Annotated in this window: 17 protein-coding genes and 3 tRNA genes; 17 read left to right on the top strand and 3 right to left on the bottom strand. The window is 41.6% G+C overall.

Annotated elements, in window-relative coordinates:
* Window positions 1-4: 4 nt before the first annotated feature.
* The 6 genes from uvrY to GTW09_RS00480 all read left to right on the top strand — a co-directional run bounded on the left by uvrY (window position 5) and on the right by GTW09_RS00480 (window position 3699).
* Entirely contained in the window at window positions 5-649 is a 645-nt protein-coding gene (gene uvrY / locus GTW09_RS00455; protein WP_071978993.1) for a UvrY/SirA/GacA family response regulator transcription factor, read from the top strand.
* A gap of 18 nt (window positions 650-667) precedes the next feature.
* The gene (gene uvrC, locus GTW09_RS00460; protein WP_071978992.1) at window positions 668-2485 is read left to right on the top strand and encodes an excinuclease ABC subunit UvrC; all 1818 of its coding nucleotides are present in this window, start codon (window positions 668-670) and stop codon (window positions 2483-2485) included.
* A 112-nt stretch (window positions 2486-2597) separates the two neighbouring features.
* On the top strand, window positions 2598-3164 hold the full coding sequence (gene pgsA / locus GTW09_RS00465) for a CDP-diacylglycerol--glycerol-3-phosphate 3-phosphatidyltransferase (RefSeq protein ID WP_071978991.1): 567 nt from the start codon (window positions 2598-2600) through the stop codon (window positions 3162-3164).
* 175 nt (window positions 3165-3339) lie between these two features.
* Window positions 3340-3415: transfer RNA gene (locus GTW09_RS00470), tRNA-Gly, on the top strand.
* A 65-nt stretch (window positions 3416-3480) separates the two neighbouring features.
* Window positions 3481-3554 (top strand) — tRNA-Cys (locus GTW09_RS00475).
* 58 nt (window positions 3555-3612) lie between these two features.
* A tRNA-Leu gene (locus tag GTW09_RS00480) sits at window positions 3613-3699 on the top strand.
* Window positions 3700-3818: 119 nt separating this feature from the next.
* Here GTW09_RS00480 and GTW09_RS00485 read toward each other — a convergent pair.
* Window positions 3819-4208: a hypothetical protein gene (locus GTW09_RS00485; RefSeq protein ID WP_163109160.1), complete on the bottom strand. Its 390-nt coding sequence runs from the start codon at window positions 4206-4208 to the stop codon at window positions 3819-3821.
* Between the two features lie 45 nt (window positions 4209-4253).
* On the bottom strand, window positions 4254-4658 hold the full coding sequence (locus GTW09_RS00490) for a hypothetical protein (RefSeq protein WP_163109162.1): 405 nt from the start codon (window positions 4656-4658) through the stop codon (window positions 4254-4256).
* 287 nt (window positions 4659-4945) lie between these two features.
* Between GTW09_RS00490 and GTW09_RS00495 the strand changes: the two genes are divergently transcribed.
* The 6 genes from GTW09_RS00495 to GTW09_RS00520 all read left to right on the top strand — a co-directional run bounded on the left by GTW09_RS00495 (window position 4946) and on the right by GTW09_RS00520 (window position 9272).
* Window positions 4946-5416, top strand: a complete 471-nt coding sequence (locus GTW09_RS00495; protein ID WP_203565573.1) for a hypothetical protein — start codon at window positions 4946-4948, stop codon at window positions 5414-5416.
* Between the two features lie 765 nt (window positions 5417-6181).
* Window positions 6182-7252, top strand: coding sequence for a hypothetical protein (locus GTW09_RS00500; RefSeq protein ID WP_163109166.1), 1071 nt, complete (start codon window positions 6182-6184; stop codon window positions 7250-7252).
* A gap of 121 nt (window positions 7253-7373) precedes the next feature.
* Window positions 7374-7580 carry a hypothetical protein gene (locus GTW09_RS00505; RefSeq protein WP_163109168.1) on the top strand — a complete coding sequence of 69 codons (207 nt, stop codon included), beginning with the start codon at window positions 7374-7376 and terminating at the stop codon, window positions 7578-7580.
* Window positions 7581-7667: 87 nt separating this feature from the next.
* Window positions 7668-7919, top strand: coding sequence for a hypothetical protein (locus tag GTW09_RS00510; RefSeq protein WP_163109170.1), 252 nt, complete (start codon window positions 7668-7670; stop codon window positions 7917-7919).
* Between the two features lie 426 nt (window positions 7920-8345).
* Window positions 8346-8588 carry a hypothetical protein gene (locus GTW09_RS00515; protein ID WP_163109031.1) on the top strand — a complete coding sequence of 81 codons (243 nt, stop codon included), beginning with the start codon at window positions 8346-8348 and terminating at the stop codon, window positions 8586-8588.
* A 63-nt stretch (window positions 8589-8651) separates the two neighbouring features.
* Window positions 8652-9272 (top strand): class I SAM-dependent methyltransferase, encoded by a 621-nt coding sequence (locus tag GTW09_RS00520; protein ID WP_163109172.1) that lies wholly within the window; start codon window positions 8652-8654, stop codon window positions 9270-9272.
* A gap of 61 nt (window positions 9273-9333) precedes the next feature.
* On the opposite strand, the gene GTW09_RS00525 is transcribed toward GTW09_RS00520, so the two are convergent.
* Complete coding sequence (locus GTW09_RS00525) at window positions 9334-10449, bottom strand: EAL domain-containing protein (RefSeq protein ID WP_163109174.1); 1116 nt, start codon at window positions 10447-10449, stop codon at window positions 9334-9336.
* A 187-nt stretch (window positions 10450-10636) separates the two neighbouring features.
* Between GTW09_RS00525 and GTW09_RS00530 the strand changes: the two genes are divergently transcribed.
* The 5 genes from GTW09_RS00530 to GTW09_RS00550 all read left to right on the top strand — a co-directional run bounded on the left by GTW09_RS00530 (window position 10637) and on the right by GTW09_RS00550 (window position 14344).
* Window positions 10637-11320, top strand: a complete 684-nt coding sequence (locus tag GTW09_RS00530) for a tRNA-uridine aminocarboxypropyltransferase (protein ID WP_163109909.1) — start codon at window positions 10637-10639, stop codon at window positions 11318-11320.
* 193 nt (window positions 11321-11513) lie between these two features.
* Window positions 11514-12011, top strand: a complete 498-nt coding sequence (gene tpx / locus GTW09_RS00535; protein ID WP_163109176.1) for a thiol peroxidase — start codon at window positions 11514-11516, stop codon at window positions 12009-12011.
* Between the two features lie 106 nt (window positions 12012-12117).
* Window positions 12118-12945, top strand: a complete 828-nt coding sequence (locus tag GTW09_RS00540) for a sulfurtransferase (protein WP_163109178.1) — start codon at window positions 12118-12120, stop codon at window positions 12943-12945.
* A gap of 17 nt (window positions 12946-12962) precedes the next feature.
* Window positions 12963-13706, top strand: coding sequence for a Sir2 family NAD+-dependent deacetylase (gene cobB / locus GTW09_RS00545; protein ID WP_338024915.1), 744 nt, complete (start codon window positions 12963-12965; stop codon window positions 13704-13706).
* A gap of 11 nt (window positions 13707-13717) precedes the next feature.
* A complete protein-coding gene (locus GTW09_RS00550) occupies window positions 13718-14344 on the top strand; it encodes a LysE family translocator (RefSeq protein WP_071978984.1) in 627 nt (208 codons plus the stop codon).
* Window positions 14345-14375: the final 31 nt, after the last annotated feature.

Raw genomic sequence — 14375 nt, forward strand, 5'->3', positions numbered from 1 at the left:
TCTTGTGATCAAAATAATCCTAGTAGACGACCATGAATTGGTAAGGACAGGGATTCGACGCATATTGGAAGACGTCGATGGTTTTACTATTCTCGCTGAAGCGAAGAGCGGTGAAGATGCGGTTCAACTATGCAGAAAGAACGCGCCCGATGTTATATTGATGGATGTAAATATGCCCGGCATTGGCGGTTTAGAGGCAACGAAAAAAATTGTGCGTATGTCTGAGAATACGCGAGTGATCTGTCTGTCTATGCATACCGAAAGCCCAATACCTATGCAGGTAATGGAAGCCGGGGCATACGGATTTTTGACTAAAGACGCCGAACCCGATGAAGTCATTCGAGCTATTCACAAAGTGGCTGCAGGTCAAAAATATGTTGATAGTGACGTGGCAAACAGCATTGCTATTGGAAGGCTATCACCGCGTTCAGACAATCCTTTTAACGATTTGTCTTCGCGAGAACTGAGCATTGCCATGCGGTTGACTAAGGGCAAGCGCGTGCCCGAGATAGCCAGCGAGCTTAGCATCAACCCTAAAACGGTAAACACATACCGATATAGAATGTTTGATAAACTTGGCGTGGCAACCGACGTAGAGCTGACTCATTTAGCGCTGCGCCACAAACTTATCGATTCAAATCTGCTATAGGTAACAACCTCTTACATTATGTCTGCATTCGACTCAGCAGCGTTTCTAAAAAATCTTACCTCCCAACCTGGCGTGTACCGAATGTACAGTGCTCAGGAGGAGGTCATTTATGTTGGAAAAGCGAAAAACTTAAAAAAACGTGTTTCTAGTTATTTTCGCACTAACGTGGATAACGCGAAAACACGATCGCTTGTCAGTCAAATAGCGCATATGGATGTCACGGTTGTTAACAGTGAAACAGAGGCTTTTCTTTTAGAAAACAACTTCATAAAAAAATATAAGCCGCGATACAACGTGGTTATGCGCGATGACAAATCGTATCCGTTTATATTTTTATCTGACCATGAACATCCTCGTCTATCTTTTCATCGCGGACCGAAGAAAAAGAAGGGCGAGTATTTTGGACCTTATCCCAGTGCTTGGTCGGTAAGAGAAAGCTTGCGCTCTATGCAGCGTATTTTTCCAGTACGTCAATGCGAAGACAGTTACTACCGGGCTCGCAGTCGCCCTTGCTTGCAATATCAAATGCAACGATGCAGTGCACCTTGTGTCGAGGGGTATGTGTCTGATGAAGAATATAAAGAACAAGTAAATTTTGCCCGTTTGTTTTTAAAAGGAAAAAATCAACAGGTTATTGGTAGCTTGGTGAAGAACATGGAAAAGGCCAGTGAAGCGCTGAATTTCGAAGCTGCTGCGCGCTACCGAGATCAAATTAATGCCCTTCGCAAGGTACAAGAGCGTCAATGGGTTGCAGGTACACAAGACAACATGGATGTATTTGGCTTCGCGTTTAAAGGTAATATGGCGTGTATACAGGTTATGTTTATTCGCGAAGGGCAACTTTTAGGCAGCAAGGCTTTTTTCCCAAAAGTGCCCAACATTGCCAATGAGAGCGAAGTTTTCGAGTCGTTCTTTTTACAGTTTTATTTGGCTGGAAATAAAACTATTCCACGTCAAATTGTTATGGCGCACACCTTAAGTGACGAAGCCGCTATAGTAGAGCTGCTAAGTAGCGAAGCTAATCACAAAGTAACGTTCTTTAAAGGTGCTCGGGAAGAAAAGCGGCAGTACCTCGAACTAGCACAAACAAATGCTGAGTCTGCGCTTGATGCTCAGTACAGCCAACAGAAGTCGGTTTTTGCTCGCTACCTCGATTTAGAAGAGGCCATGGAAGTAGACAGCCCAATTCAGCGCATGGAATGTTTTGATATCAGCCATACCTCGGGACAACAAACAGTAGCCTCATGCGTGGTATTCAATAGAGAAGGGCCGTTAAAGAGTGATTACCGTCGATACAACATTGAGGGAATTACGCCAGGCGACGATTATGCTGCAATGGCACAGGCGTTAAAGCGCCGGTATAAATCGGTGAAAGAAGTACAGAAAATACCTGATTTGCTGTTAATTGATGGTGGCAAGGGGCAACTAGCGCAAGCGGAGGCATTTTTCGAAGACTGGCCTCATGATAAAAAGCCTATGCTTTTAGGTGTTGCTAAAGGAACCACACGTAAGCCTGGCTTAGAAACATTGATACTTGCTGGCAGTCACGACGTGCTGCCAATGGAAAGTCATTCTCCAGCCCTGCATTTAGTACAACATATTCGAGATGAATCTCACCGCTTTGCTATAACCGGCCACAGGAACAGACGGCAAAAAGTAAAAAATACCTCAAGCCTTGAATCTATTCCAGGTGTTGGCGCTAAGCGTCGCCAAACGCTGTTGAAGTTTATGGGTGGCTTACATGGCCTGAAAAAAGCCAGTAAGGGTGAAATTGCCAGCGTACCCGGCATTAGCCAAGATCTAGCCGATACAATTTACGACCACTTGCACCAATAACATAGTGACTGGCAAGCAATAATGATTAAATTAAGGTAAGGTGTAGACAAATTAAAGCCGTAAAAGGCTAGCGCTAAAAATGCCCCTAGGGCAAAACTGAGATATATCTTTTATGTGGAATGTTCCAAACTGCATTACTTTGTTCAGAGTAATTTTAATTCCTGTTTTCGTGGTTGTTTATTTTCTAGATTGGCGTTGGGCTCACGAGGCGGGGGCATTTGTATTTTGGCTTGCGGCCATTACCGATTGGTTTGATGGGTATTTAGCAAGAAAGTTACAGCAATCGACGCCGTTTGGTGCCTTTCTCGACCCTGTAGCAGATAAGCTTATTGTAGCTACGGCACTTCTCATGATTACTCATAGTTATGCAACTTTGTGGGTAACACTTCCAGCCGTGGCATTATTAGTTCGTGAAATTTACGTATCTGCACTGCGTGAATGGATGGGCTCAAACGGTGTACGCGATGCTGTGAAAGTATCATTTATTGGTAAAGCAAAAACTACAGCTCAAATGTTAGCCCTTATTGGCTTACTTTCAGGCTTAGAAACCTTTATGGGCTTTCCAATTTACTGGGTAACCCTAGGATATATTTTACTTTATATCGCCGCGGTGCTGTCAATTTGGTCAATGCTTGTTTATACAAAAGCGGCCTGGCCACACTTGAAAGGCGGTGCGTAAAAACAAAATTGATCGCGCTTTAACCAAAGTGAATAAAAAAATAGCAAACGATCATAAAAACACGCATTTATCTCAATTTAAACGTTTTTTCGTATTGACAGTTTTGATTGGGTAGGTAGAATGCATCCCACATTTCGAGAGGACATAACCCAAACGAAGTGTACGATTTAAGAGTGCGGGAATAGCTCAGTTGGTAGAGCACGACCTTGCCAAGGTCGGGGTCGCGAGTTCGAATCTCGTTTCCCGCTCCAAAATCGCTGGAAAAAGTAATAGAAAGATTGACACTAGTCACAGTTTATTGCAGTCAGATTACTAAGGCGGAATGGCAGAATGGCTATGCAGCGGATTGCAAATCCGTGGATCTCGGTTCGACTCCGGGTTCCGCCTCCATAATCTGCAACGCCACATCAGGTTCTACGCCTGACACCTCGCTGAAAAGCAACCCAATGCCCGGGTGGTGAAATTGGTAGACACAAGGGATTTAAAATCCCTCGCTGGTAACAGCGTGCCGGTTCAAGTCCGGCCCCGGGCACCATTCTTATTCATTAAAATCAATTAGTGAATAATGGTTTGAGGATTTCATATCTCCGCAAATCCTTCCCACAGCTGGGAGGTTGTGACGGACACAGGCATTTTGTGCCCTATAACGCGCCATTATTCGTTGTATTCAATTGATTCGAAATAATCTCGAGTAAAGGTATGAAACTGCCCAGTCATCTTCTCAGCCCAACCTGAAAGACGTTCGTCATTGCAATCTTTTAATAAGAGGCATATTTTTGTTATTTCGATACCTAGGTCATGGGCAAGATACTTTGAGCCGCCATTCGCGAGATAATCTTTGAGTAATTGGAGTGTTCTACTGGACTCAGACAGAAACAAGATGAAAGTCGGTATTAACTTCTTTTCAATAACAATTTCATCCGCAACGCTGTCATCGATATAAAACGATACAAGTTCTCTCAATGTTGTTTTATCACCGGCACCCCTGGGCTTGTGAACTTTGAGTTGCATAGACACGCCGTTCTCAGAGTCTAAAGTTGACATGTTTTGTTCGATTTCTAAAGCGGTGAACTGTTCGATAGCATTGCTTCATCGCGTGATGCTTTCAGCAAGTGCAGGGAGTATCAAAGACTTTTCGTTTAGTTCAGCAATTTTCAGCTGAATATCATTGTTCGCTTGCTGTTCTTCGAGTTGCTTGCCAATTTCAAATCGAGTGAGTCTTAATTCTTCAAGCTGATATCTGATCGATAAAACTAGCAATAAAATTGTTATGAACGATAGGAGTGGATTGAGGGTGCCTCCGAGGAAGTCACCAAATTGCGAAAATTGCTCAGTCTCTCCCCATTGATAGCCCCAAAACCTAACGCCATAAATAACAATGCTGAAAACAAAGAAACCGATAGCAATCCAAATCAGTACCTTTGCATTGCTATCAAATAAACGCTCTGATGGGGATTTTTTATCTTCCGATTCACAATTAATTCGATCTTCCATAGTGCAGCATGTCCTTTCAGTTAATCGGTTAGACTAGATTGATGATAATCGATTCGCAAATGATAGAACAGCTAGTAATGAAACTGTGTCCTGGTGTCTTTTTTGTGACTTTTGATCCCAAGTGTGGGATTTTGTGACATCGTGAGTTATTGAAATTTACAGGTGGAGAGGCCGTTCTATAGATTTAAAATCCCTTGCTGGTAACAGCGTGCCGGTTCAAGTCCGGCATCGGGCAGCATTCCTAATATGTGATAAAATCCTTTAAGCGCTTTTTCCTCATAAGAAACATGTTGTTAGTGATGTTTCTTGAAGTAGGAGAAGATAAAGAATTTAAGTTTTACCTTCCTAAAAACTCAGAGTCAGGGTCCGGTACAGTGAACGTGTCCCCACTTGCAGATCCGTTTGAGGCGTTAGCTGTTGATAAAGATGACAGCGAGCTTTGCGGGGTGTCGGTGTATGGTGGTTATATGTGCAATGACGAAATCACATTTAGAGAAGAGAGAAAACCAATCTTAAGCACTAACGCCTTTCAACAAACGCTTATTTACAGTGGAAAATCAGGAGAGGTAATTCAATTGGGCTATCGTGAATTTTCAAACAATATTGCTCGGCCCGCTTTTAATAATGACGTTTCATACGACCTCAGCGAGTCAAGAGTAGTGGGCTATAAAGGCGTTAGGCTTGAAATAATTAATGCGACTAATGAGTACATAGAATACAAAGTAATTTCTAACTTTAATCGAGAAAGCCTCTATTAACAATTAGTTGCATTGTCAAGTTTAATAGCATTAACTGCCATTGGCCGTCTTGAATCAGCTAATCTTTTACCTTGCTATGGTTTATCCGGATTCTTGCGTAAATTATGCTCTTTTGTTCTACAGAGCCATAGTCTCTATATCATTTCTTAACTACAAATAGTGCAAGTCATCAGGACTAATATCAATATCTAGTGCTTCATATATCCTAAGCACTAACTCATGTTGACTGAGTTGAGGTTGTTCACGTGAGAACTCTAATACGGCTTTCTCGGTTTTAACATCTACATAATTTTTATGCTGTATGTCGGGCGTCTCTTGCCGTTTCAGGGCGCAAGGGCTACCCTGATAGGATTGTTGGATATTGTCTTATGATTAACCTCTTTGACGTGAAGCGGCGTTCAAGCTACATAAGCTTTTCGATTAACACTAATATTCCGGGTTTCTTCTACATGCTAAGCCTTCTGATGCCGGTTACTTGGTTTATTAATTTAAAGATTATGATTTTGGGGCCAGCGAAGTGAGCGGTAAACACTTTTTTAACTTCGTTCTTCATCTAGATTTTCGATAAAAAATAGAGTGCTTGAGCGATGAATCTATTAGTTAGAAGTTGTTGCCATAATCTAAGGTATGGTTATTACATATTTTTCGGTGATGTTTAGTGAAGTAGATTGCAAGAGCCCCACACTTGAGCTTCAGCTATTGTAATTCAAAAAATTATATGTAGCGTATTCACTTAGAGGATATTAAACAAAACAGGGACAGCCTATGACACGCACATCTTTTCTACTCATTATGTTTATATTGATGCAACCCGCTGTGGCCACAACACATGACTTTTCGTGGACAAAGACGACGTCTGAGGAGGATGAAAATGTCATTATACTGAATGGAGTAGATGATAGTGACTTTACGTTAAGCGTTATTATTTATAATTCTCAACCCAAGTATATCTATTTTGGTGTATTTAATAACCTTGATAATGATGACGATAAAAAAATTTTGCCATTGTCGGTCAACGGTATTGAGGACCGGTTGAAACTCGCTGACACTGTTGATGATTTATTGTTTTATCCGATATCAAATATTGCGTTTGCACATTTAATGGGAGCAGAGTCCTTTACGCTTGATGTATCAGGTGAAAAGATTATCAAGACTGAAAAATTAAAGAATAGCTTTAAAGCCGCAACAAGAAAAAATATTGAGGTGAGTGGTGGGAAAGTTGCAGAACTGGCTGAAATTGTAGTTTGCCATCTAGAAACGATTTATCGGCGTGCTGCTGCAGATAATAGACTTGATGGAATGAGTGAAGAGGCTTCGCTCGAGGCTATAACTGAAAAATTATCTCAAGAAGGTCCACTAGAGCCTACCAATGAAAGTTTACTTCGTTATGCCAATCACGACATGTATAGAATCGGTGAAACTTTATTTAATGATAAGGATGCACGAGAAAAATTAATTTCAATGATTCTGAAACAGTGCAAGGACAAAAAAAATAAAAACGGTCAGCGTCAATCTTCTCTGAATAAAGAGCAAAACGCCAAATCACTTATTAGTGATTCTATGCTTAATATAATGGGTGGTTCGGAGGGCATTAACAGCATAGACGAAGAAGATCTCAAAATTTTTGCGGATAAATATGCAGAATGCTTTTTAAGGAAAATGCAAAAGTATTCACAGGAGTACTTTGAATTATATGTTGATAATATAAATGAAACACATTCATTACTTGAAGCGAGAAATCAAACGGTACTAGACGGAATTAAACAAGGGATATCGGTGAACGATGATGAATTGAAAGGTTTAATTCGTCAGTGCGAGAGTGTTTTTACAAAATAATCAAGTTTTTATTAATGAGTAAATAAAGTCGAAAAAATGGATTAAAAGTTATGGCAGATAGGAAACCGGCAACACCTTAAGTTTGGAACGGTTTAAAATATAGATCTCGAACAGAGGCAAGGTGGACTGTTTTTTCCAAGAACTGAATATTACTACACACTATGAAGAGGTGCATATTGAACTGAGTAACGGAATTAATTATTTACCTGAGTTTGATGTATCTCTAGAAGTAAAGCCAGACTCTAACGAAGTCATTTCGGAAGAATGGGTAAAGGTACAGCAACTTGCGAAAGATTTAAAAAAAGACGGAAAAAAGACTGGAGTTTAGCTGTCAACTGGGCAGCCTGATCAAAAAACTGCTTCTATTATCCCACTATCTGACCACTCTGATTTTTATGATTTCAAAGCGAATAGAATGATTGCTGAAAAAGATATTGATCGAACGTTGTCAAATGAATATGGACGATATTTTTTGTTTGGAGATAGACGCGATAGAGGTATTTTTTGGTTAAAAGCAGGAAATAAGGAAAGTGAAGAAATATCACACGTTTATAGCGTAGGAGGTTGGGGAAAAGAAACTGACCATGACCGGTACCCAATAATAACAAAAGATTTAACAAGAGCATATAATAAAGCAAATAAGCGATGGGAAGATTTATTGGGATAATTAGTAAGTGTTTTGCTCACACATTTTGATTCTTATAACAAATCCGTCATGCGCTCTACAGAAGTGACCGCCTTCGAGGTTATTACGGATTTGGATTCTTTCAAACTGTACGTCAAGCTTTATATCAAAAGTTTCTGGAGCAGTTGTAAGTTGCTGCATCTAAGTACAACTCTAAGTAACATAGAAGCAAATCTTGAATAAACCACATTATTACAGAAGCTTATGAGGTTGATTCAGTGTTGGCCCCGGCACCATTTATTTTTTCTAGCATTATAAATTCTCATAAAACCAATCATATAAAGAATACTAGTTTTCTTCCCATATCATCTTTTTGTACTACTCCTGTTATAGACCATATCACTATTCAATATTTTTGCAGCGACATAGCCTCGGTTCTTGCACCCATCATTTTTACTGATAAAGTAAATGAAGGTAGCAATCAAACGGATGGATGTATCTATGCAAATGAGTAACAAGGAAGCTCAGAAAAAGGAAGTACGCAACAAGGAAGCGGATAAAAACGATGTGCTTTTAGCTACAGGCTTTTTAACTGAGTATGCTTTTCTACAATCTCTGTTCCAATCCAAAACGCTGGTGTCGATGACGATATTTTGGGTTATTTTTTTCGGTGGATTTGGGCTTCTTCTTTTTAAGTTTGCGTCTGCGTAGATATTGCGTACTCTTTCATTGAATTAGGGTAATTGCGCGTTCGCATAAGAGGCAAAACTTATTATGGAACCTCATCTTACAGGCAAGCAGTACGATAAAATTGCTTCGTGGTGGCATGTTTATCATAAAACATCTTCATATGGTGTTAAGCCATTTGAGCATGCGCTTAACTTTGTGTCAGCAGAGAGAAAAGGAAAGCAAACTGCACCATTAGCGCTTGATGTTGGTTGCGGCAGCAGCGACAGATTTATTTCAATATTAGAGCGTAGCGGCTTTTTGCTTACAGGCATTGATGTGTCTGAAAAGATGATTAAGTTGGCAAAAGACAACCATCCTAGCCACCATTTTCTGCATAAGGATATTGGCGCTTGGCAACCAGACAACGAGTATGATTATATTTATGCTTGGGATAGCTTATTTCATCTTCCCCTGAGCATGCAAAAGCCAGTACTCACAAAGCTTTGTAATTGTTTGAAGGAAGGTGGAGTTTTGCTTTACACCTTTGGCGGTGAAGAGGGGGAACAAACCGGCACAATGCAGGGTAACACCTTTTATTACAGCTCCATTGGTACGAACAAAAATATTCAGCTTCTTATCGAAAACGGGCTACACATTCAGCATTTGGAGAAAAACCAATACCCAGAGGACCACGTTTATGTCATTGCTTGTAAAGCGCAAACGTAACCGTAATGATAATAGTATTGGTCTTTTCGCTCGACCTATTTTATGCCTCAATTTTAAACGTTTATTTCGCGGCAGCTTTCAGTGGATTCATTTTTTGATCAATTTGCTGCGCTTCTTCAGCCGACAGGGTCTGTGTTGACAGCGGGGCAGGCCGTCCATAGAGATAGCCTTGGAGATAATCGGCTTTCGCATTTTTTAACCAGCTTGCTTCATCCTCTGTTTCCACACCTTCCGCTATTACCTCTATACCGCTGCGATTTGCTATTTGAATGAGACTATTCACGATATTTTGTTTATAAGCATCATTATGTACACCCCTAACTAACTCCATATCTATTTTTACAAAGTCGGGGCGTAAACTTTGAAGTAAGTTTAATCCTGACCAACCGGAGCCAATATCATCTAGTGCAATTTGGAAGCCCGCATTGCGATAGAACGCCAGTATCCCCTTTAAGTGGTTAAGGTCGTCGGCTCTGTGAGTTTCGGTTACTTCAAACACAATATCAGAGGGTGAGAGACCTATTTCACTGATTGCTGCAGCAGTAGCTCTTAGGCAGTAAGACGGGTCGTATATGCTTGACGGGTTAAAGTTAATAAACAGCTTGGAATTAAGCTTACCCCGCGCTGCGCATTCAACGGCCGAACGTCTTGCTACTAGGTCGAGGGAGAACAACAGGTCAGATTTTTCTGCTAATTTAAAGGCTAACGCTGGCGGTACGATAGACTCATCGCTGTCGCGTACCCTAAACAATCCTTCGTGAGCAAAAACGCTTTCATCTCGCGCGTTAATGATAGGCTGAAACCAAGTTTCGTAACGTTCTTTTTCAATACTGTCGATTAACCATTTTGCTTGATAACGATTAACCAAAATTTCTAATGTCACTATACGCCCCATATCGTCAATTGAGGGGGCGCCATCGTGGCATGCCGTTGTTACCTTAGTATTTTCTTTTTCTTTTGACTCAAGCGCACCATTCATTGACATAATAAACTTCTGAATAGCCGGGCGTTCAACTACACAAGATATACAGTAATCGGACTGTTGAGCCGCGTTGATGTCCATAGATCCGCAAAGCCCAGCAACTTTAGAAAAGGTTTCCAGGGTGGGAACAAAAATCCAAAAATGAGTGGTATCAAAAAAATAGTCGTCTATGGATTCACAATCGGCACAATACATTAATACTTCCTAAAACATGGTATTCACTTGTTATTACAGTTTTCAGTACTATTTAGTTTTCTATGTAATTAATTTCTTTTAAGGTTTTAAATCAACTTCTAAAGATGCTGCGATACAAATATGCTATCTTTCGCGCTTATGCACACTATTTTCATCTTTTTCAGTAGGTAAACCGTTGAATTCAGTCATGTCTTTGCGAGCTGAAGAACTGCTTAAGTCTGAGCGTCCTTTTCACGCTAGGGGAAGTAAAGTAAAACGCTGTGACGAATGTCTGTTACCAAAGCAAAACTGCATTTGCTGCCACAAGCCTGCGCAAAGTACTAACGTTGCCACCGTATTTCTCATGTACAAAGGAGAGTATTATAAGCCAACCAATACGGGTAGGCTCATTGCGGATGTGGTGAAAGAGAATTATGCCTTTTTGTGGCATCGCACAGAGCCTCAAGCTAAATTACTCGAACTGCTGAATAACTCCAGCTATTTGCCTATTGTAGTGTTTCCTCATGAATACGCGCATGCTGATAACTGTATTAATCACCCCCCCCAGAGTGATAACAAGAAACTATTATTCATTTTTCTAGACGGAACATGGCGTGAAGCAAAAAAAATGTTCAGCAAAAGTGCTTATCTTGCCAATTTGCCGGTTTTAGGGGTAAATGTGAATGAAACCTCTGACTACTTATTACGAGAGGCAAGTCATACCTTCCAGCATTGTACGGCAGAAGTGGGCATAAGCGTGCTTGAACTGGCTGGAGAAAAAGAGGGGGCAGAAACGCTAGCCCAGTATTTTAGTATTTTTCGGCGTGAATATGTAAAAGGCAAGCCTCATTTACGAGATAAGCTTGCGTTTGCTGCATCTCAAGTAAAATAGCGCAACAAAATAAAAAAGCACAAGTAAGAAAGCGAAATTTGCAGGTAAGGTAGCTATTTATGTAACCTGTAACCAACAGTAAAATTATCTGCAATACAGTATTGAGCGTTTACAGCGCAAATTGCGTAAACGATTAGTATCAAAACGGTGTGTCTTACACCCTTTATCAACGAGCTAAACGGAGAGATTAATTATGTCGACAGTCACTTTTCAGGGTAACGAAGTAAAAACAGTAGGCGAGTTACCAAGCGTTGGTGAAAATGCGCCCGCATTCACCCTTGTAAAAGCCGATTTAGGTGAAGTAACGCTAGCGGAATTATCAGGTAAGCAAGTAGTACTAAATATTTTTCCATCAGTCGACACAGGAACCTGTGCCGCGTCTGTTCGCAAGTTTAATGAGCATGCCTCTACGCTTGATAATACGGTTGTTATTTGTGTTTCTGCGGATCTTCCATTTGCAGCGGGTCGTTTCTGCGGTGCTGAAGGCATTGAAAATGTCACTACTGGATCGACATTCCGCTCATCGTTTGGTGAAGACTATGGAGTAGCCTTCGAGTCTGCGCCATTAACAGGGCTTATGTCTCGCTGTGTTGTAGTTATCGATACAGAAGGTAAAGTAACTTATACCGAGCAAGTTGCTGAAACTACAGAAGAGCCAAACTATGATGCCGCGATTGCTGCATTGAACTAAAAACGTCAGCGTGGGCATCGCCCGTTATTAACGTAATTTGCAACTGTCTTATTAAGTAATTAGAGGTAAGGCAGTTGCAATATTGAGTGAATTTTAGGAGAAATTTATGTCTTCAGCGTTGCTTCAGGTTGGAGAGCTTGCAAGTAAAATGCAGGAGCTTCCGGTCACTCTCTTACGCGCTTTAATGGACGACCCGCTCACGCAAACACCCGATAAGCGTAATGCGATGGTGTTGCCCGCATCTGTAGATATTGATCTCGACGGTGAGGGCAGCGACCACTCCAAAGGTCTCCCTCATACCATGCCATCTGCACAGAATTTGGCATTGTATTTAGGGAAAACAGGAATAACTGCAAACACAACAGTAGTTGTTTACGACACCAGAGGGATTTTTAGCGCACCCCGAGTATGGTGGATGCTCAAAGCTATTGGTCACAAATCTGTATTTTTACTCGATGGTGGGCAGCCAGCATGGCAAAGCGCAGGTTTGCCGGTTTCTGAGCAACAGTTCTATGGCAAGTTAACGTATCAAGCATCACCTAGTGAGGGTTGGTTTGTTAATGCCGATAGTGTTGTTAGCGCGCTTGAATCCAATGTGCAGCTTTTAGACGCACGAAATAAACCTCGATTTCGAGGTGAGGTGTCTGAACCGCGTGTTGGTGTAAGATCTGGCCATATGCCTGGCGCTTTTAATATTCCCTATGGCGACTTGCTCAGCGACGGACACTACCTTCCGATTGATTCCCTTAAACGCATTTTTGACCAGTCGAAAATAGATTTGTCACTACCCATTATATGTACTTGCGGTTCAGGCATTACTGCCTGTGTGGTCGCTTTTGCGGCTTTACTGTGCGGAGCGAAAGACGTATCTGTTTACGACGGTTCGTGGTCAGAGTGGGGCGCTAACGAGAGTTATCCCGTAGCCATTGGCTAGCACTCGCAAAAATTCTCATACAAAACGAGCAAAACATGCCCTTGAACAAAACACTTCCCAATATTGTTGTGCTTACCGGAGCAGGTATATCGGCGGAATCTGGATTAAAAACATTTCGAGATAACGATGGTCTTTGGGAAAACCACAGCGTTGAGGAAGTCGCCACGCCTGAGGCTTTCAAACGTAATCCCGATTTAGTTTACCGATTTTATAATGCGCGTAGAGCTCAGCTGCAAGAGGATAAGGTAAAGCCTAATTCAGCACATCATGCACTTGCGAAGCTAGAGCAGCGGTGGCAAGACAAAATGGTGTTGGTAACACAGAATGTAGATAATTTGCACGAGCGAGGGGGCAGCGAGCGTGTTTTACATATGCATGGTGAATTGCTTTCGGCAAGATGTGGGTTTTCTCTAAAAACGTTTGATTGGGAAGCGCCATTTGATCATACAACGCCATGTCCTTGTTGCAACACCAATAACCTCAGGCCCGATATCGTTTGGTTTGGTGAAATGCCTATGTACATGGACGATATTTATGCACATCTTTCCAATGCTGATATCTTTATTGCTATTGGCACCTCAGGGAATGTTTACCCGGCCGCCGGGTTTGTTCAATTAGCAAAGAGTACTGGTGCTCATACGATAGAGGCAAATCTCGAGCCTGGGAGTTCTAATGCGCTTTTTGACGAATCACTAACGGGTAAAGCTTCAGAAATTGTACCTATGTGGGTAGATGAACTACTTGAACAATATGGATTTTAAAGACTAGCCAAATGCCTTACCTCAACGAATTTTTAACTATTGCGCTTGTTCATCTTGTCGCAGTTGCAAGCCCGGGGCCAGACTTCGCTATTGTAGTGAGAAACAGTGTCGCTTACGGCAGACGTATTGCGCTTTACACTAGTGTAGGCATTGGTGCTGCTATTTTGTTGCACGTGGCGTATTCTCTGGTGGGCTTAAGCGTAGTGATAGCAACCACGCCATGGCTATTTAAAACCTTCAGTTATTTGGCCGCGGCCTATTTACTGTATCTTGCCTTTGGTGCACTGCGTAGCAAACCAAATAATGACGCAGTCACCTCAGATCAAGACCAGCCAAAAGCTATGATTTCGGCTAAAAAAGCCCTTTGGATGGGCTTTTTAACCAATGGTCTGAACCCTAAAGCAACCTTGTTCTTTTTGTCATTGTTTACCGCTATCATCAGCATTGAAACCCCTTTTGAAGTGCGGTTAGCCTATGGCGTTTACTTGGCTGTTGCCACCGGTTTGTGGTTTTCCTTTTTGTCGTTCATGTTGAGTACGGGAAAAGTGGCAGAATTTATTGGTAAGAAAGGCTATTGGTTAGATCGTGCCATGGGGGTTTTGCTCGTTGGACTAGCGGTTAAGCTGGTAGCGGGTTAAAAACGAATAATAGTATGCGAACAAGCATTCA

Source organism: Alteromonas hispanica (assembly GCF_010500915.1).
Classification (GTDB): Bacteria; Pseudomonadota; Gammaproteobacteria; order Enterobacterales; family Alteromonadaceae; genus Alteromonas; species Alteromonas hispanica.